Genomic DNA, 16,073 nt, shown 5'->3' with positions numbered 1-16,073 from the left:
TATGCGGTCAGTTCGTGCCGGTTTTCGGCGATACCGTCGCACCGTTATTCCGTCACCCCGGGTCAAGCCCAGGGTGACGTGGTTTTGCTGTCCGACGTCAATTCCGCTTCGGCACCGAGAATCGGCCGGTGACCCGTCCGCCGCTCTGCTGCACGCCGCCGCCGGGTGCCGCGCTGCTGCCGACGCCCGATCCGTCGATGGTCGCGCGGCCGGTGTCGAGGTCGATCGACAGGCGCCCGCCGTTCAGCGTGTTGGCGCCCTGCGTCAGCCGCACGCCGCCGATCATCGTCACCACGCGGCGGTTGATGTCATACACGGCAAAGCGCGACCGTGCGGTCTGGTCCGGGCGGGTCAGCACGACATTGCCGGTGGCGTCGATCCGCGTCGCCTGTGGCGAACCGTCGGTGATCTGTCCGCTATAGGCGATGACGACGCGGTCGGCGTTCAGCGTCATGGTCGACTGGCGGAACACCGCGCCACCGGTGAACACGGCGCGCTGCTGCTTGTCCTGCAGTTCGATGGCGTTGGCCGATACGTCGATCGGTGCGTTCGAATCATGCCGGGTCTGTGCCGGCGCCGACCCCGCGACCGCGAGGAGGGCGATGGTGGCGGCAAGGCCCGGTAGCGCATAGCGAATCATGGGCGACTATTTCGTGCGTGCCGGGTCGATGCGCAAGCGGGCATTGCCGGTGAGGCGCACGGTGCGCGCCTCCAGATCGGCGTCGAGCCGGTCGCCGCTGAAATTGCCCATCGACGTGGTGCCGGTGACTGCGCCGCCGCTGCGCAGCCGGCGGGTCTTCAGGTCGACGGTGGCGTTGGTGGTGTCGAGCGAATAGCCGTTGGCGGCGCGGAACTGGATCGGGCCCAGCACATCGACCTGTTCGGAGCGCATGTCATAGCGGCCGCGCGGCGCGGTCAGGCGGGCGGGGCCGTCGGGCAGGCGGATGCCGGCGGCCAGTTCCTGCATCTGGACCACCGGTTCGGCCGAGCTTTTCTGCACCGCCGATCCGGCGTCGAGGACGAAGGGCTGGCCCTTGGCATCCTGTCCGCGATATTCGGCGGCGCGCAGGCGCATGCGTTCCTGCGCGACATCGACCTTGTTCTTGTCGAGCACGAAGCTGGTGTCGCCGCGCATGAACAAAGGCGCCATCACCAGGAACGCCGCCAGCACGCCGATGGCGATCGGCAGCGCGACCATCAGCGTCGCGATCAGCCGGTCATGCGCGCTGCCGGGCGCGGCGCGGCGTTGCCGGCGCGTTCGTTCCTGGCGGGCGATTTCCGACATGGCCGTCCCTTACATATGCGCGAAGATGTCGATTTCCGGCCAGCCGGCGATATCCAGCCGCGCGCGATGCGGCAGGAAGTCGAAGCACGCCTGCGCCAGATCGGTCCGCCCTTCGCGGGCGAGGCGCTTGACCAGTTCCTCGCGCAGCGCATGGAGGAAGCGCACGTCCGAGGCCGCATAGTCACGCTGCGCCTCCGAGAGGACCGGGCCGCCCCAGTCGGACGATTGCTGCTGCTTGGAAATGTCCTGGCCCAGCAGTTCGCGGACCAGCTCCTTCAGCCCGTGGCGGTCGGTATAGGTCCGCACCAGTCGCGACGCGATCTTGGTGCAGAACACCGGCGCGGCGACGACGCCCAGATAATATTCGATCGCGGCGAGGTCGAACCGGCCGAAATGATAGAGCTTGACCCGGCTCGTATCGGCCAGCACCGCCTTCAGGCTCGGCGCGGCATAGCTGCTGCCGGGGTTGAAGCGGACGAGATGCTGGTCCTCGCCGCCGTCCGACAGCTGGACGACGCACAGCCGGTCGCGCGGGGTGATGAGGCCCATCGTCTCGGTATCGACGGCGATGTCGGCGCCGGGGGCAAAGACGCCCTCGGGCAGGTCTTCTTCGTGGAAATAGACGGTCATAGGTCGCGCCTAGCGGTTGGAGAGGCGTTTGAAAATGCGCCGAAGCGCATTTTGCGGTGCCGGCACCGTCTTAACGAACAGCCTCGCGCTCGATGGCTTCGCGCGCGAGACGCTTTTTCGTCTTGGACCGGCGCGAGACGATGTTGAGCGTCTCGACCCCCGCGGAAAAGGCCATGGCGGCATAGATATAGCCCTTGGGCACATGCACGCCGAAGCCGTCGGCGATCAGCACCGCACCGATCATCAGCAGGAAGCCCAATGCCAGCATGACCACGGTCGGGTTGGCGTTGATGAAGCGCGCCAGCGGATCGGCGGCGACCAGCATGATCGCGACCGTCACGATCACCGCGGCCATCATGATCGGCACCTCGTCGGTCATGCCGACCGCGGTCAGGATCGAATCGATCGAGAACACCATGTCGAGCGCGACGATCTGCGCGATGGCCGATCCGAACGACACGGCGGCCTTGCCCTGCTTGTCGAGCGCTTCGCCGGTCGGTTCGTCGTCCATCGTGTGATGGATTTCCTTGGTCGCCTTCCACACCAGGAACAGCCCGCCCGCGATCAGGATCAGGTCGCGCCACGAAAAGGCGGTTTCGAAGCTCGGCTTGCCATAGCCGTCGACCGCTCCGGTGATGCCAAGGTCGAACACCGGGTTCGTCAGCGACACGATGAACGCGATCATCGACAGCAGCGCCAGCCGCATGACCAGCGCGAGGCCGATGCCGACTCGGCGGGCGGTCTGTTGCTGGTGCGGCGGCAGCTTGTTCGAGAGAATCGAGATGAAGATGAGGTTGTCGATACCCAGCACGACCTCCAGCACGACCAGGGTCAGGAAGGCGGCCCAGGCGGCCGGGTCGGTCAGAAGTGCCAAAATGGTATCCATGGGGCGAATCTGTGCCGGTTTCGCCACAATTGTACAAGGTTCGGGACGACGGGAAGCATTGCTGCGGCGAAATTGGTTTGGGCCTGCGGTGTTTTAGGCTATGGCAGGGGAGTGGCACCCGGTTTGGCGGTGCCCGGACACCTGCGTTTTTCGCTCGACGCTTGGGTTTACGATGAAGTTGGGCGAACCGGGAAGACGAACAGGGCAATGAGTTTCGATCGAGGACGGCGCGGCGAGCGCGGTGGGCGCGGCAGGGACAAGCGCGACGGTTTTGGTGACGACAGCTACGGCGGCGGCGGCTTCGGTGGCGGCGGCTTCGGCGGTGACCGTGGCGGTTTCGGTGGCGGCGGCTTCGGCGGTGGCGATCGTGGCGGCTTCGGTGGCGGCTATGGCGGCGGCGACCGTGGTGGTTTCGGCGGCGGTGATCGCGGCGGCTTCGGCGGCGGTGATCGCGGCGGCTTCGGCGGCGGCGGTGGCGGCTTCCGTGGCGGCGGCGGCGGCTTTGGTGGTGGCGGCGGCGGTGGCCGCGGCATGCCGCCGCAGGTCGTCGGCGAAGCGACCGGCGTGGTCAAGTTCTTCAACGCGCAGAAGGGCTTCGGCTTCGTGGTCCGCGATGACGGCGGCGAAGACGTGTTCGTGCACATCTCGGCGGTCGAGCAGGCGGGCCTCAGCGCCCTTGCCGAAGGCCAGCCGATGGGCTTCACCCTTGTCGATCGTGGCGGCCGCATCTCGGCGACCGACCTCAAGATCGACGGCGAACCCCTGCCGGTCACCGGCGGCGGCGCCCCGCGCGAACCGCGCGAAGGCGGCCCGCGTGGCGGCGGCATGGGCGGCCCGCAGCGGCAGCTGACCGGCGAGCGCGCGAGCGGCGTCGTGAAGTTCTTCAACGCGATGAAGGGCTTCGGCTTCATCCAGCGCGACGATGGCCAGCCGGACGCGTTCGTCCATATCTCGGCCGTCGAGCGCGCGGGTCTGCCGACGCTCAACGAAGGCGACCGGCTCGAATTCGAGCTGGAAGTCGATCGTCGCGGCAAGCACGCAGCGGTGAACCTCAACAAGCTGTGAGGTTCTCGCTTCGGCGATGAATTGGGGGCCGGCTGTCCGATGGGATAGCCGGCCCCTTTTCGTTTGGGTGGCTGGGAACGTCTTGTTCGTGTGCCGGTGCCGTGCCGCTGCTGGTAAGCCCGGACGATCGTGCCGCCTGGTTCCTGCGCTGGCGGGCGGAGCGAGAATGGGACGCGTGGATCCGCTGTCCGCTCGATGCGCCGAACGCGCTGTCCGGACCAGCCATCGGTTGGATCGCCGCTCACGTGAGGATAGGATGCCGCGGCGTACGGGCAGGAGCATCGGTCGCCGGCTGTACCGCGGCCTTTTATCGAGAGGATGACGATGGACCGGGCCACGCCCAACCTGCCGTCGCGCGATTTTGCGGTGACGTCGGACTTTTATGCCAAGCTGGGATTCGAGGAGGCGTGGCGCGATGCGGGGTGGATGATCCTCACGCGGGGCGACTTGCAGCTGGAATTCTTCGCGTGGCCGGACTTCGACCCGACGACCAGCGGCTATGGCAGCTGTCTGCGCCTGGATGACGTCGATGCTTTTTATGCGGTGGTGAAGGCGGCGGGGGTGCCCGAACAGGCGACCGGCTTTCCCCGATTGCAGCCGCCGGTGCCGCAGAACGGACTGCGGATCGGCGCGTTGCTCGATCCCGATTGTTCGCTGTTGCGCCTGATCGGGGAGATTTGAGCGGGCCGTTGCGACGGGGCTCTCGACGGACACTTCTCGACAGGCTCGAAGCTGCTCGAACCGAACGGGGTGTGGCTGGAAGGGGTTCAGCGTCGTGGATAGCCAAGCCGATGGGCGATCCGGCCTGCACAGAGGCCGGTAACGCAGTAGCCGATAAAGTCGAGCGGTTCGTCGAACCAGCGGGCTCCCGGATCGCCGACGATCGCCATGACCGCACCGATCAGGGCGCCGGCGATCAGCCCGAAACGCAGCGCGTCGCGTTGGCGCTGTCGCTCCGACCGTATCGCAAAGTCCCATAGCGGCAGCCCGAGCATCAGGCAGATCGGCACGGCGATGAACGATCCGAAGACGATCCCGAACAGCCCCAACCGGATCAGTCCGGGAAGGCGGCCGTCGACAACCGGTCGATGGTCGATGACCTCGCGCAGTCCCCAGGCGGTAACCAGTATGGCAACGGCCGCAATGGCCGCCACGGTGACCGATGCGATACGTCGGCAGATCGACGGCGCGGCGACGCTCACGCGATCCTTTCCACCACCGTTGCGCCGTGCACTCGCCGCAACCCGGCGCGAGGCGGCAGGTCGGCCGGTTCGTTCAGCGCGCTGACCCAGCCGACGCGCCGCAGCGCCAGCAACAGCCACCAGCCCGGATCATGCTGACCCGGCAGGACACCCAGCCTCACCGATTCGGGAAAGGCATGGTGGTTGCCGTGCCACGCTTCGCCAAAGGTAATGAGCGCGGCGACGGGAAGGTCGTGGCCCTGTACCCCCGCGCCGTCGATCACCCAGCCCTGCGGCCCGGTCCGGTGGGTGATGTGGCCGACCAGCCAGTGGCCGGTGACGCCGACCGCGACTCGGGCGGCCACGCCCCACACCAGCCACGGCATCCCGCCAACGGCGAAGAACAGCAGCGCCCAGGGGAGTTGCTGCGCCATCCAGCTCGCCTCCAGCCAGCGCAGGAACCGGTCGTCACGCAGGCGGGCTTCGGGGACGAAGCACGGCGGATGGTCTAGGTCGAGCCGGCAATGCATTTGCCACCACGCATCCTGCAGCATCGGCGCGCGATGGGCGTGGAGCGGGTGGCATTCGGGCTGACGTTGCGCCCAGTCGCGCATGTCGTGCAGCCGGACCATGCCCAGCGGCCCGGCCATGCCGACCAAGGTACCGAGATAGACCAGCAGCCGTTCCAGCCACAGCGGTGCGACGAAGCTGCGGTGGATCAGCAACCGGTGCAGCCCGACCGAATGGCCGGCACACAGCGTTACCGCGCTGGTGCCGAGGAACAGCAGCACGCTGCCGAAGGTGGTGTGGAACGGGACAAGGGTGAGCGCGGCGAGCGTCATGCCGCCGATCCACAACGATCGTCCGGGCGCCCAGCGGACCCGCCCGTGTACGGCGCAGCTGGTTTCGGTAGCCTTCATCCGCAACGTCGAGCAATCAGCCATAACAGAGCCCTTCGATAATTAGGAAATAACCTAAATAACGAAGCATATTTGTCAAGCCGGCGCTCCACGCCTATCTATCGCTTCATGCAGCGCGTGTTCGAAGCATTGGCGTCGGTCCCCCGGCGCAAGATCCTCGCCTATCTGGCGCATGCCGAATTGAGCGCGGGCGAGATTGCGGCGCGGTTCGACATGTCGAAACCGTCGATCTCGCAGCATCTCTCGATCCTAGAATCGGCCGGACTGGTCAGCAGCGAGAAGCGCGGGCAGTTCGTCTATTATCGGCTGGTACCCGACAATCTGACCAACACGCTGAACGGTTTCGTGCAGGAAGTCTGTCCGGTTGCCCGCCCGCTCAAGCGCGAAAGTGCGGCTCGGCGGGACGGCGGGAACCCCGACGCGGCCTGAGCGCGTTGCACGCGCGACGACATGCGAAGGGATTGCCGATGGGAATGCTGCAAAACGGGGTGTGGACCAATGATACGCCGGTCGCGCCGACCGATGCGTCGGGCAATTTCCAGCGGGCGGAGAGCGGGTTTCGCGACTGGCTGACGCGCGACGGGGCGCCGGGGCCGGATGGACAGACCGGCGTTCCGGCGGCGGCGGATCGCTATCACCTCTATGTCAGCCTTGCCTGTCCCTGGGCGCATCGCACGCTGGTCGTCCGGGCGCTCAAAGGGCTGGAGGCGATGCTGCCGGTGACGGTCGTCGGGCCGGTGATGGGCGCGCAGGGGTGGAGCTTTGCCGGGGCATTCGGCGGGACCGGCGATCCGGTCAATGGCGTGGATCACCTGCACCAGCTTTATGCCATGGCCGGTCCGGACATGACCGGGAAGGTCACCGTGCCGGTGCTGTGGGACATGCAGGAGCGGCGCATCGTGAACAACGAATCGTCGGAGATCATCCGGATGCTGAACACCGCGTTCGACGATGTGGGTGCCAGGCCGGGCGACTTCTATCCCGCTGAACTGCGCGACGAGATCGATGCGGTGAACGAGCGGGTCTATGCGACGGTCAATAACGGCGTGTACCGCGCGGGCTTCGCGACGACGCAAGGCGCCTATGACGAAGCGGTCCATGCGCTGTTCGCATCGCTCGATTGGCTGGAGGATCGGTTGACGGGCGAATGGCTGGTCGGCGAGCGGCTGACCGAGGCGGATATCCGGCTGTTCACGACACTGGTGCGCTTCGATCCCGTGTATCACGGGCATTTCAAGTGCAATATCCGACGGCTGGTCGATTATCCGCGGCTGCGCGCGCTGGCCGAACGTATCGCCGCGCTGCCAGGCGTCGCCGACACGATCGACCTCGACCAGATCAAGACGCACTATTATCGCAGCCACAAGGATATCAATCCGACCGGCATCGTGCCGGCCGGCCCGGCGGTGCCGTTCTGAACGGTTCAGGTACGCGCAAGGAGGAGGCGAGAAAGATATGCGCATGATCCGCTGGACACTGCCGCTGGGCCTTGCGCTCGCCACCACCGCCGTCGTGGCCCAGACCGGCGCGCCCCCCGCCGCGCATGTACCGGTCCCGGTCGAGGGCATCTCGGCACGGATCGTCGCACGCTATCCGCATGATCGCGCCGCCTTCACGCAGGGGCTGGTGTGGCATGACGGCAGCCTGTTCGAGAGTACCGGCCAGCCCGGCGTGTCGGACGTGCGGCGGGTGCGGCTGAACGACGGCAAGGTGCTAGCGCGCACGAAGCTGCCGGGATTGCAGTTCGGCGAGGGGCTGGCGGTCGATGGCAAACAGCTGGTCAGCATCACCTGGCAGGACGGGATCGCGCACCGTTGGGACGCACGCACGCTCAAGTCGGTCGGGCGGGCGCGCTATCCGGGCGAGGGATGGGGGCTGGCGAACGACGGGACCTCGCTGATCCTGTCGGACGGGACGCCGACCTTGCGGTTCATGGACCCCAAGACGTTCAAGGAGAAGCGGCGGGTGACGATCACCGCCAATGGCCGCCCGGTGCACAACCTCAACGAGCTGGAGATGATCGACGGCAAGCTGTGGGGCAATATCTGGCACCGCGACTATATCGTGCGGATCGATCCGGCGACCGGCGAGGTCGACGGGCTGGTCAACCTGGCGCCGCTGCGCGCGGAGCTGGGACCGCTCGATCCGGAGGCGGTGCTGAACGGGATTGCGTGGGATGCGGCGGGGAAGCGTTTGTTCGTGACCGGGAAATGGTGGCCGACCTTGTTCGAGATTGCGTTAGAGCCGGTGCCGCAGGGTTGAGCGTATCCCCGCGCACGCGGGGATCCAGGGTCGCATGCGCTGACGTGGGTTCCGCTTGGCTCTGGACCCCCGCCTGCGCGGGGGTACGGTTTCGTCTGTGGGTGAGTTAGCTCACCCATTTCAACAGCGTCGCGATATGGTCGGCCTCCGCCGCCGGCTTGTCGAGCCGGATGCGGCTGATGCGGGGGAAGCGCATTGCGACGCCCGATTTGTGGCGTTTGGACGCGTGGATCGAATCGAACGCGACCTCGAACACCAGGGTCTTTTCCACCTCACGCACCGGGCCGAAGCGGTTGATCGTGTGCTGGCGGACGAAGCGGTCGAGGTCCTTCAGCTCGGCATCGGTGAAGCCGGAGTAGGCCTTGCCGACCGGCAGCAGCTCGCCGCCTTGCGCAGGGTCGGCGGTCCAGCAGCCGAAGGTATAGTCGGAATAGAAGGACGATCGCTTGCCGCTGCCGCGCTGCGCGTACATCAGCACGCAATCGGCGACGAGCGGATCGCGCTTCCATTTATACCACAGCCCGACCCGACGGCCGGCGACATAGGGGGAGTCGCGGCGTTTCAGCATGACGCCCTCGATCGCCGAATCGCGCGCGCGACTGCGGATGTTGGCCAGTTCGGCGAAGTCGGCGGCGTCGATCAGACGGGAGAGGTCGAAAGTCGTCGGGTCGAGGCGGGGGACGAAGGTTTCGAGCCGGGCGCGGCGTTCGTGCCAGGGCCGTTCGCGCAGGTCCTCGGCACCGTCGAACAGGATGTCGTAGAGGCGGACGAAGGCGGGATAGTCGGCCAGCATCGCCTTCGACACGAGTTTCCGCCCCAGCCGCTGTTGCAGCGCGTTGAAGCTGGCCGCGCCGGTGTCGTCGGCGTGGAGCGCATCGCCTTGGCCTTGCCCCCGCACCAGCAACTCGCCATCGAGGACGCCTGGGGTGCGGAACGCGGCGGCGACTTCGGGAAAGGCGGCGGTGATGTCGTCGCCGGCGCGGCTGTAGAGTCGGGTTTCGCCGCCGACATGGACCAGCTGCACCCGGATGCCGTCCCATTTCCATTCGGCGGCATAGTCGGCAAGGTCGACCACGCCGTCGTCGAGCGGATGGGCGAGCATGAACGGGCGGAACACCGGCAGGTCGGCGGCATGCGGCTGTTCGGCGCGACCCTCCGCCCAGTCGAACAGTTCGGTGTAAGGCGGGGCGAGGCCGTGCCACACCTCCTCCACCGCATCGACGTCGAGACCGAACGCCTGCGCCAGCGCGGTCTTGGCGAGGCGGGCGGACACGCCGACGCGCAGGCCACCGGTGGCGAGCTTGAGCAGGGCAAAACGTTCGTCCGACTCGAGCCGGTCGAGCATGGCGGCCAGCGCGCGCGGCGCGTCGGAGCGCGACAGGCTGCGCAGCCGGGTGACGACGGTATCGAGCGTCAGCGGATCGGCATCGGTCACGCTGCCCGGCGGCGGTTCGGGCCAGAGCAGCGCGACGGTTTCCGCCGTGTCGCCGACGAAGTCGCGACTCATCGCGAACAGCACCGGATCGGTCCGTTCGGTGATGAGCGCGCGGATCGCGGCGGACTTGACCGCCGGCAGGTCAAGGTCGCCGGTCAGCGCGGCGATCGCCCAACCCCGGTCGGGGTCGGGCGTCTCGCGCAGATACGTGCCGATCAACGCCAGCTTGGCGTTGCGCGACCGGGTATAGATCAACCGGTCGAGCAGATCGGCAAAGGCGCGCATCGCTGGCGGCTTCAGTCGATCGCGTTCTTCACGCCCTTGCCGGCGAGCAGACCCAGCACGAGCAATATGGCGAAGATGGCGATGGCGACGAAGAACAGGATCTTGGCGATGCCGACGAACGCACCACCGACGCCGCCGAAGCCCAAGGCGCCCAGCACCAGACCCAGTACCAGGAAGATGACGGCCCATTTCAACATGTCGGTGCTCCGGCTTGACGGGGGGCAGGATCGCCCTGTTCCCAGAAGCGCGTGGGGGGCAGGTGCGGTTCCGGATGCGACAAAAAGCCCGCCGGTGCGGATGGCACCGGCGGGCCCTGGCATGGTCCGGCGGGAAGGGATCAGCCCTTGCGCGCGGCTTCGAACAGGAACCAGGCGCGCTCTTCGGCTTCGTCGATCCAGTCGTCGGCGAGGCTGCTGGTGGCGGTGTCGCCGGCATCCTCGGCGGCTTCGCGGGCTTCGCGCAGGCGTTCGACCAGCTTGAGATTGTCGTCGCGCAGCTCGGCGAGCATGTCGTCGGGCTTCACGAAATCCTTGTCATTGTCCTTGATCGCGGTGCGGCGCGAAATGTCGCCGATCGAGCGCAGCGTGGTGTTGCCGGTCTTGCGCACGCGCTCGGCAATGACGTCGGTTACCGCGAGGATCTGCGACGCCTGATCGTCGAGCATCAGGTGATAGTCGCGGAAATGCGGGCCGGAGACGTGCCAGTGGAAATTCTTGGTCTTGAGATAGAGGGTGAAGCAGTCGGCCAGGGCGGCGTTCAAGCCATCGGCGACGCTGGCGACCTTGTTGTTGGGGAGGTCGGTCGGCGTGTCGAGCGCGGGGTTGGTCACGGGATTTTCTCCGGCTGGATATGATTCGGTTCAGCAACGATTGCGGTGCCGAATCTTTCCCGCGCTGTCGGTTCAAAAAAATCGGTCGGCCTGATCGACCGGCTGGATCACAGCAGGCGGAGCGCGCCAAGGCCGATGATCGCGCCGCTCAGCAACAGCAGTCCCGCCACGACCGGCCGGATCACGCGGAACGGCAATTGTTGCCAGCCGCGTTCGCCCAGCGTCGCGGCGGCGCTGCACAGGGCGATGGTCGCCAGCGTCGCGCCGATGGTGCCCGCCACCGGATCGGGCGTGCGGGCGACCAGCGCGAAGACGAGGAACTGGGCACGGTCGCCCAGCGCCAGGATGCCGATCCCGAGGAAGCCGGTCAGCCAGCCGGGCAGCCGCCAATGATCGAGTCGGTCCTTGATCCGCGCCGGGAACAGCGCCGCCCCGCCCGCCGAGAGCAAGGCGAGCGCCAGCAACAGACTGCGCGCATTGGGGGTGAGATAGGGCGCGACCAGCATGCCGCCGACCGCCGCCAGCGCGAAGCCGATCGCCTGCGCGACGAGGCCGGCGGTGGTCGCCGCCGATCCGTGCCGGTCGGCGAGGATCGCGCTCAACAGTGCCGGACGATCGCCGACTCCCGCCAGCAGGACCGCGACCAGCGCGGGAACGAGCGGGTCCATGCGTGTCGTGGTTCAGCCGGCGAGGCGTACCGAACAGGCGGCGGCATAGGCCTGCGCCGTCGCGACGTCGCTGCGCCCGCAGCGAACCGCGTCGCGGGCCAGCGCCGTCCATTCCTGCAGCGAGGCACGCTCGCCGCGCGCGATGGCGGCATCGACCAGCGCGAGGACCGACAGCGCCGGCAGGCTCGATTCGGCGGTGGCGATGGCGCGAATCGCCTCGATCTCGGCATAGGGATGGGTCGCGCCGCCCCGGGTCATCGCCCGTTCCGCATCGATATGCACCGACTCGATCCGCATTGCCGTCTCCTTCATCCTCTTGAATCCCAACCTGCAATGCAGAGGTTACGTTCCGATGAAGGCGTCCAGCCTTGACTCGGGCGCGCGATTGCCGCATGCGCCCCCAACTTGCAGCAGCCCGCGTCGTGGCGGGTCGCTTTCCATTGTCATTTGCGGGCGTCATGCCCAAGGGGTTTTTGGGTCATGGCAAAGCCGACCACCGTCAAGATCAAGCTCGTCAGCTCGGCCGATACCGGCTTCTTCTATGTCACCAAGAAGAACCCGCGCAACCAGACCGAGAAGCTGACCTTCCGCAAGTACGACCCGGTCGTGCGCAAGCATGTCGAGTTCAAGGAAGCGAAGATCAAGTAAGCGCGTCCGGCCCGCAGCCGGGCCGATTTGTTTCGCGAAAACCCGCCGGGGGCTGAGGCTCCCGGCGGGTTTTGCGTTTTGGGGCGGTTGCGATTTTGGTCCTTCCCTATCGTCACCCCGGGCTTGACCCGGGGTCCCGCTTCTTCTTCTTCTTCTGGCGTCGGAGAGAAGCGGGACCCCGGGGCAAGCCCGGGGTGACGCGGGATGGGCGCGCGAACTGCGCGCCACGAAGCGCTTATGGACTCCTGCCTTCGCGAAAGTGACCAACCGGACGCCTACTCCCGCGGATCCCGCCCCGGATCGCGCTCGGCATTGAACGAATCGACCGCGGCGTCATGACCGGAGCCGTTGCTCAGGAACACCAGCGCCATCAGCACACCGCCCAGCATCACCGATCCGCCGACCCCACCCAGCGTCGCGGCGGCGATGATCCAGTTCATCGACCCGATCCACCACCAGATGCCGCCCAGCGCGACCAGTGCGGCGACGATCGACACGCCACCCATGATCTTGAGCAGCCAGCGAAACCGCGCCCACGCGAACGCGGCATAGTCGGGGTCGTCCAGATCGTTCGCCATGGCTTTTCATTGGGCGCGAAGCGTGGAATTCTCAACCCCATGGACGCGATGCGGGAGGGAACCGCCGCGCAGGAGGAGAGGGCGATGACGATCGCGGCGATTTCGGGCGGGCGGGACGTGGTGTCGGTCGGGGCCGACATGCCGGTGCGCGAGGTGGTGGCGTTGCTGACGCAGCATCGCATCGGCGCGGTGCCGGTGCTGGTCGACAATCGGGTCGCCGGCATCTTTTCGGAACGCGACGTGGTGCACGCGCTGGTCGAGGTCGGTGCGGACGTGCTCGAAATGGCGGTCGGCGAACGGATGAGCAGCCCGGTGGTGACCGTGCCACCCTCCGCATCGATCCTCGGCGCATTGTCGCTGATGACGCAGCGACGCATCCGTCACCTGCCGGTGGTCGAGCGCGACGCGCTGGTCGGGTTCGTGTCGATCGGCGATCTGGTCAAGCATCGCATCGACGGGATCGAGGCGGAGGCGAACGCGATGCGCGCCTATATCCAGCAGGCGTAAGTGCGCGTTGACCGGCGGTTAAGGCGGCAGCGATAGAGCGGCATCATGGCAACTCCCTCGCTCGCCGAACATCTCAACTGGCACGTCAAGCAATGGCTGCACCGCCGGCTGGCACGGCGCGTGCTCGCCACCCCGCCGATCGCGACGGGCGACGATGGCGTGATCCTGTTCTCGATGATCGGGACGGCGGTGCTGCTGCCCTATCTGGTCGCGGTGAAGTCGCTGCTGCAACGGCTCGGGCGCGGGCGGGTGGTCATCCTCGACGACGGGACGCTGACCGCCGCCGACCATGCGGTGCTGGCGCATCATCTGAACCGTCCGCGCATCATCGCGATCGGTGATGTCGATACCGGGCCGTGTCCGCGCGGCGGGACATGGGAGCGGTTGCTGACCATCCTCGACCTGCGCAGCCGTGCCTATGTGATCCAGGTCGATTCGGACACGGTGACGCTGGGCGACCTGCACGAGGTGCGCGCGGCGATCGATGCCGGGCGTGATTTTACGTTGCGCGGCGAGGCGAGCGCCGAACGCCGCACCGCGTCAGAGCTGGCGCGCGATCGGGCCGGCGTCGATCCGCGCGCGGCGGGGCTGCATGTGCAGGACGCGGCGGAGGCGGCGATCGGATCGGTAGAACTGCCGGGGCATGGGCCGCTCCATTATGTGCGCGGCTGTTCGGGCTTTGCCGGTTTTGCGCCGGGCGGGCCGGGGCGCGAAATGGCCGAAGGTTTCTCGCTGGCGATGGACGCGGCGATCGGCCGGGCGAGCTGGTCGCGCTGGGGCAGCGAGCAGGTGACGTCGAACTTCGTCGTCGCCAATGGCCGCGATCCGCTGCTGCTGCCGTACGACCGGTATCTGAACTTCTGGAATGCGGCGCTGTTCGGACGGGCGACATTCGCGACCGATCCGGCGTTCGTCCACTTCATCGGCACCTATCGCTTCCATGGCGACGCCTATCTGGCGGCGACTCGTACCGCGATCGAACGGCTCAGGACCGCCTGAGCATCGCCCAGGCGTCGAGCACCGCGCTGCGGGCGAAGAGCCACAGGCTGCCGGCATAGACCGCGCCGCCGACCACCACCGGCAGCGCCAGCATCGGCACCGGCGACAGCGGCCCGGCGGCATGGACGGCCAGGGTTACGGCACCCGCCATCGCCGCCCCTGCGCCGAACGCCGGCGCCACCGCGCGGGCGAAGGCTCCCACCGACAACCCGATGACCGGCAGCGCCCGCGCGGCGACGATCGCCAGCAGGATCGGATGCGCGACGATCCACGCTCCGGCCACGCCCTCGATCCCGAACCGCGCGCCGATCAGGAAGGCGATCGGCAGGACGATCGCACCGATCGCGGTCGTGCCGGCGGTGGTGCCGGGCTTGCCCATCGCGTCGACTGCCGGAGGGAAAAGCGCTTGCAGCGTCATGAACGGCATGGCGATGCCGAGCAGGGTCACCAGCGGCGCGGCCTCCGCCCATTGCGGCCCAAGCGCGATCGCCACCGCCGGTCCGGCGGTCACCGCCAGGCCAATGAAGAAGGGTACTGCGACCAGCATCAGCACCCGCACCGACCGGACGAACCCGTTCGCGACCGCCGCCGGATCGTCGCGCATCCGGGCATAGGCGGAGAAGGCGACCTCGTTGATCGGCGGCACGACCTTGTTGGTGAAGATCTGGGTCAGGAACAGCGCGGTGGTGTAGATACCGACCGCATGCGCGTCGAAGAAGCGCCCGGCAACGAGGATATCGGCCTGGCTCTGGGCGAAGCTCAGCAAACTCGCGCCCGCCACGATCCCGCCATAGCGGGCGAGATGGCCCGCACCGCGAAAGTCGAAGCTCGGCCACATCCAGGCACGGGCGGCGATCATCAGCCCGATCGCACGCGTCGCGAACAGGGTGGCGGGCGCCAGCACCAGCGTCCACACGCCAAGGCCGGCATAGGCCCCTCCGATCGCCGCCAGCGCTCCGGCGAGCGACGACAGCAGATTGACCTGCGCCTGCCGATGGAAATCCATCCGCCGCGCCAGTAGCGCGTAGGCAAAGGAGCTGAACGGCGTGGTGAGGTACAGAAGGGCCTGCACCCGCAACAGGTCGGCGACGAACGGCTCGCGATAATAGGCGGCGGCCAGCGGGGCGAGGGCGAACTGCACGCCGCCCAGCACGATGTTGAGCAGCAGCAGCATCCCGAACACCTGCCGCTCCTCGCGACGCGAGACATTGCCATGCTGAATCAGCGCATTGGCTAGGCCATGGCCGTTGAGCATGTTGAGCAGCAACAGCACGACCCCGGTCATCGCGACCAGTCCATAGTCGCCCGGCGTCAGCAGCCGGATGACGAGGAAGGTCGACGCCCACGACACGATCTGCCCGACAATCTGGCTTCCCGAACGCCAGATGACGGCGCGACGGACCTGGTTCCCGAGCGATTCGGAGGGGGAAGGGGCTGATTCGGCGGGGCTTTCCATCACACCACCTTTTAACCCGATCGATTGAGAGGGGGTAAACCCGCGGATTTCCGCCGATCTGCAACTTTCTCGAAACAAAATTGCAAAAAGCCGTTGACGGGTCGGGCGACCCCCCGTAGAGGGCTGTTCACCGGACGGGGCGAGCTACTCGCTTCCACCGAGACAGCGAAACGCAGGCGACGCGATCTGCCCTTCCTAAAGAGGGGTAGCGAAGCGACGCCGGTATTGTTGTCTAGTTCTTTGATATTGTTGATGTAGATGAAGGGACATGTGGGCGGCGGCTTGCGGTCTGGGCCATTCAAGGTGGTTTTGGATCGTTTAAAGTTTAAGCTGGCTCGTATGTCTCGTTACAACCACCAAGATTGTAATGTGCAGAGCCGGCTCCTTGAAGTGAGCTGAGTGTGTTGGGTTATTCCACCTGGCATATTTGGAACATCAA

At 66.9% G+C, this 16,073-nt stretch carries 21 protein-coding genes; 8 read left to right on the top strand and 13 right to left on the bottom strand.

Translation table 11 applies throughout. The features are described 5' to 3' along the window. Positions 1 to 97: 97 nt before the first annotated feature. The 4 genes from CA237_RS13570 to CA237_RS13555 form a co-directional block, all read right to left on the bottom strand. Complete coding sequence (locus CA237_RS13570) at positions 98 to 640, bottom strand: LptA/OstA family protein (protein WP_066692989.1); 543 nt, start codon at positions 638 to 640, stop codon at positions 98 to 100. A gap of 6 nt (positions 641 to 646) precedes the next feature. Further along, positions 647 to 1,285, bottom strand: a complete 639-nt coding sequence (lptC, locus tag CA237_RS13565; protein ID WP_066692987.1) for an LPS export ABC transporter periplasmic protein LptC — start codon at positions 1,283 to 1,285, stop codon at positions 647 to 649. 9 nt (positions 1,286 to 1,294) lie between these two features. Continuing rightward, entirely contained in the window at positions 1,295 to 1,915 is a 621-nt protein-coding gene (locus tag CA237_RS13560; protein WP_066692986.1) for a ribonuclease D, read from the bottom strand. 70 nt (positions 1,916 to 1,985) lie between these two features. Continuing rightward, positions 1,986 to 2,801 (bottom strand): TerC family protein, encoded by an 816-nt coding sequence (locus tag CA237_RS13555; protein WP_066692985.1) that lies wholly within the window; start codon positions 2,799 to 2,801, stop codon positions 1,986 to 1,988. 207 nt (positions 2,802 to 3,008) lie between these two features. On the opposite strand from CA237_RS13555, the gene CA237_RS20150 reads away from it, so the two are divergent. Together CA237_RS20150 and CA237_RS13545 are read left to right on the top strand one after the other, a co-directional pair. Next, positions 3,009 to 3,866 carry a cold-shock protein gene (locus CA237_RS20150; protein WP_066692982.1) on the top strand — a complete coding sequence of 286 codons (858 nt, stop codon included), beginning with the start codon at positions 3,009 to 3,011 and terminating at the stop codon, positions 3,864 to 3,866. Positions 3,867 to 4,184: 318 nt separating this feature from the next. Beyond that, positions 4,185 to 4,547, top strand: coding sequence for a bleomycin resistance protein (locus tag CA237_RS13545; protein WP_066692979.1), 363 nt, complete (start codon positions 4,185 to 4,187; stop codon positions 4,545 to 4,547). An 86-nt stretch (positions 4,548 to 4,633) separates the two neighbouring features. Here the strand turns inward: CA237_RS13545 and CA237_RS13540 are convergent, their stop codons facing one another. Both CA237_RS13540 and CA237_RS13535 read right to left on the bottom strand, forming a co-directional pair. Beyond that, positions 4,634 to 5,068 carry a hypothetical protein gene (locus tag CA237_RS13540; protein WP_066692976.1) on the bottom strand — a complete coding sequence of 145 codons (435 nt, stop codon included), beginning with the start codon at positions 5,066 to 5,068 and terminating at the stop codon, positions 4,634 to 4,636. Then, on the bottom strand, positions 5,065 to 5,991 hold the full coding sequence (locus CA237_RS13535; RefSeq protein ID WP_066692973.1) for an acyl-CoA desaturase: 927 nt from the start codon (positions 5,989 to 5,991) through the stop codon (positions 5,065 to 5,067). Before CA237_RS13535 ends, CA237_RS13540 begins: the two co-directional genes overlap by 4 nt. 84 nt (positions 5,992 to 6,075) lie before the next feature. Between CA237_RS13535 and CA237_RS13530 the strand changes: the two genes are divergently transcribed. Genes CA237_RS13530 through CA237_RS13520 form a run of 3 tightly spaced genes read left to right on the top strand, consistent with a single transcriptional unit; the run spans position 6,076 to position 8,229 of the window. Beyond that, positions 6,076 to 6,396: a metalloregulator ArsR/SmtB family transcription factor gene (locus tag CA237_RS13530; protein ID WP_066692971.1), complete on the top strand. Its 321-nt coding sequence runs from the start codon at positions 6,076 to 6,078 to the stop codon at positions 6,394 to 6,396. A gap of 38 nt (positions 6,397 to 6,434) precedes the next feature. Continuing rightward, the gene (locus CA237_RS13525) at positions 6,435 to 7,385 is read left to right on the top strand and encodes a glutathione S-transferase family protein (protein WP_066692969.1); all 951 of its coding nucleotides are present in this window, start codon (positions 6,435 to 6,437) and stop codon (positions 7,383 to 7,385) included. A 43-nt stretch (positions 7,386 to 7,428) separates the two neighbouring features. After that, positions 7,429 to 8,229, top strand: coding sequence for a glutaminyl-peptide cyclotransferase (locus CA237_RS13520; RefSeq protein ID WP_126014374.1), 801 nt, complete (start codon positions 7,429 to 7,431; stop codon positions 8,227 to 8,229). A 106-nt stretch (positions 8,230 to 8,335) separates the two neighbouring features. On the opposite strand, the gene CA237_RS13515 is transcribed toward CA237_RS13520, so the two are convergent. From CA237_RS13515 to CA237_RS13495, 5 genes are all read right to left on the bottom strand, one after another. Next, positions 8,336 to 9,949: a cisplatin damage response ATP-dependent DNA ligase gene (locus CA237_RS13515; protein ID WP_066692967.1), complete on the bottom strand. Its 1,614-nt coding sequence runs from the start codon at positions 9,947 to 9,949 to the stop codon at positions 8,336 to 8,338. Positions 9,950 to 9,960: 11 nt separating this feature from the next. After that, positions 9,961 to 10,146, bottom strand: coding sequence for a DUF1328 family protein (locus CA237_RS13510; protein ID WP_066692965.1), 186 nt, complete (start codon positions 10,144 to 10,146; stop codon positions 9,961 to 9,963). Positions 10,147 to 10,286: 140 nt separating this feature from the next. Then, positions 10,287 to 10,778 (bottom strand): DNA starvation/stationary phase protection protein, encoded by a 492-nt coding sequence (locus CA237_RS13505; RefSeq protein WP_066692963.1) that lies wholly within the window; start codon positions 10,776 to 10,778, stop codon positions 10,287 to 10,289. A gap of 107 nt (positions 10,779 to 10,885) precedes the next feature. Beyond that, on the bottom strand, positions 10,886 to 11,446 hold the full coding sequence (locus CA237_RS13500) for a TMEM165/GDT1 family protein (protein WP_066692962.1): 561 nt from the start codon (positions 11,444 to 11,446) through the stop codon (positions 10,886 to 10,888). A gap of 12 nt (positions 11,447 to 11,458) precedes the next feature. Continuing rightward, positions 11,459 to 11,743: a hypothetical protein gene (locus CA237_RS13495; protein ID WP_066692959.1), complete on the bottom strand. Its 285-nt coding sequence runs from the start codon at positions 11,741 to 11,743 to the stop codon at positions 11,459 to 11,461. 183 nt (positions 11,744 to 11,926) lie between these two features. On the opposite strand from CA237_RS13495, the gene rpmG reads away from it, so the two are divergent. Next, a complete protein-coding gene (gene rpmG / locus CA237_RS13490; protein WP_055757016.1) occupies positions 11,927 to 12,094 on the top strand; it encodes a 50S ribosomal protein L33 in 168 nt (55 codons plus the stop codon). Positions 12,095 to 12,369: 275 nt separating this feature from the next. Here the strand turns inward: rpmG and CA237_RS13485 are convergent, their stop codons facing one another. Continuing rightward, positions 12,370 to 12,672 carry a hypothetical protein gene (locus CA237_RS13485; protein WP_066692954.1) on the bottom strand — a complete coding sequence of 101 codons (303 nt, stop codon included), beginning with the start codon at positions 12,670 to 12,672 and terminating at the stop codon, positions 12,370 to 12,372. Positions 12,673 to 12,756: 84 nt separating this feature from the next. On the opposite strand from CA237_RS13485, the gene CA237_RS13480 reads away from it, so the two are divergent. Both CA237_RS13480 and CA237_RS13475 read left to right on the top strand, forming a co-directional pair. Next, a complete protein-coding gene (locus tag CA237_RS13480; RefSeq protein WP_066693016.1) occupies positions 12,757 to 13,179 on the top strand; it encodes a CBS domain-containing protein in 423 nt (140 codons plus the stop codon). Positions 13,180 to 13,224: 45 nt separating this feature from the next. Beyond that, a complete protein-coding gene (locus tag CA237_RS13475) occupies positions 13,225 to 14,178 on the top strand; it encodes a hypothetical protein (RefSeq protein ID WP_066692951.1) in 954 nt (317 codons plus the stop codon). Here the strand turns inward: CA237_RS13475 and CA237_RS13470 are convergent. Beyond that, positions 14,165 to 15,634, bottom strand: coding sequence for a lipopolysaccharide biosynthesis protein (locus CA237_RS13470; protein WP_066692945.1), 1,470 nt, complete (start codon positions 15,632 to 15,634; stop codon positions 14,165 to 14,167). The genes CA237_RS13475 and CA237_RS13470 overlap by 14 nt on opposite strands. Positions 15,635 to 16,073 lie beyond the last annotated feature (439 nt).

Source organism: Sphingomonas sp. ABOLH, from assembly GCF_003951715.1.
GTDB lineage: Bacteria > Pseudomonadota > Alphaproteobacteria > Sphingomonadales > Sphingomonadaceae > Sphingomonas > Sphingomonas hankookensis_A.
The sequence above is the reverse complement of the archived record's forward strand: the minus strand, read 5'-3'. Positions and strand labels throughout refer to the sequence as shown.

What these genes read in the sequence shown, in the direction of transcription:
- CA237_RS13570 (WP_066692989.1), bottom strand. Translation starts at nt 640, where the DNA reads ATGATTCGCTATGCGCTACCGGGCCTTGCCGCCACCATCGCCCTCCTC.
- lptC (WP_066692987.1), bottom strand. Translation starts at nt 1,285, where the DNA reads ATGTCGGAAATCGCCCGCCAGGAACGAACGCGCCGGCAACGCCGCGCC.
- CA237_RS13560 (WP_066692986.1), bottom strand. Translation starts at nt 1,915, where the DNA reads ATGACCGTCTATTTCCACGAAGAAGACCTGCCCGAGGGCGTCTTTGCC.
- CA237_RS13555 (WP_066692985.1), bottom strand. Translation starts at nt 2,801, where the DNA reads ATGGATACCATTTTGGCACTTCTGACCGACCCGGCCGCCTGGGCCGCC.
- CA237_RS20150 (WP_066692982.1), top strand. Translation starts at nt 3,009, where the DNA reads ATGAGTTTCGATCGAGGACGGCGCGGCGAGCGCGGTGGGCGCGGCAGG.
- CA237_RS13545 (WP_066692979.1), top strand. Translation starts at nt 4,185, where the DNA reads ATGACGATGGACCGGGCCACGCCCAACCTGCCGTCGCGCGATTTTGCG.
- CA237_RS13535 (WP_066692973.1), bottom strand. Translation starts at nt 5,991, where the DNA reads ATGGCTGATTGCTCGACGTTGCGGATGAAGGCTACCGAAACCAGCTGC.
- CA237_RS13530 (WP_066692971.1), top strand. Translation starts at nt 6,076, where the DNA reads ATGCAGCGCGTGTTCGAAGCATTGGCGTCGGTCCCCCGGCGCAAGATC.
- CA237_RS13525 (WP_066692969.1), top strand. Translation starts at nt 6,435, where the DNA reads ATGGGAATGCTGCAAAACGGGGTGTGGACCAATGATACGCCGGTCGCG.
- CA237_RS13520 (WP_126014374.1), top strand. Translation starts at nt 7,429, where the DNA reads ATGATCCGCTGGACACTGCCGCTGGGCCTTGCGCTCGCCACCACCGCC.
- CA237_RS13515 (WP_066692967.1), bottom strand. Translation starts at nt 9,949, where the DNA reads ATGCGCGCCTTTGCCGATCTGCTCGACCGGTTGATCTATACCCGGTCG.
- CA237_RS13510 (WP_066692965.1), bottom strand. Translation starts at nt 10,146, where the DNA reads ATGTTGAAATGGGCCGTCATCTTCCTGGTACTGGGTCTGGTGCTGGGC.
- CA237_RS13500 (WP_066692962.1), bottom strand. Translation starts at nt 11,446, where the DNA reads ATGGACCCGCTCGTTCCCGCGCTGGTCGCGGTCCTGCTGGCGGGAGTC.
- CA237_RS13495 (WP_066692959.1), bottom strand. Translation starts at nt 11,743, where the DNA reads ATGCGGATCGAGTCGGTGCATATCGATGCGGAACGGGCGATGACCCGG.
- rpmG (WP_055757016.1), top strand. Translation starts at nt 11,927, where the DNA reads ATGGCAAAGCCGACCACCGTCAAGATCAAGCTCGTCAGCTCGGCCGAT.
- CA237_RS13485 (WP_066692954.1), bottom strand. Translation starts at nt 12,672, where the DNA reads ATGGCGAACGATCTGGACGACCCCGACTATGCCGCGTTCGCGTGGGCG.
- CA237_RS13480 (WP_066693016.1), top strand. Translation starts at nt 12,757, where the DNA reads ATGACGATCGCGGCGATTTCGGGCGGGCGGGACGTGGTGTCGGTCGGG.
- CA237_RS13475 (WP_066692951.1), top strand. Translation starts at nt 13,225, where the DNA reads ATGGCAACTCCCTCGCTCGCCGAACATCTCAACTGGCACGTCAAGCAA.
- CA237_RS13470 (WP_066692945.1), bottom strand. Translation starts at nt 15,634, where the DNA reads ATGGAAAGCCCCGCCGAATCAGCCCCTTCCCCCTCCGAATCGCTCGGG.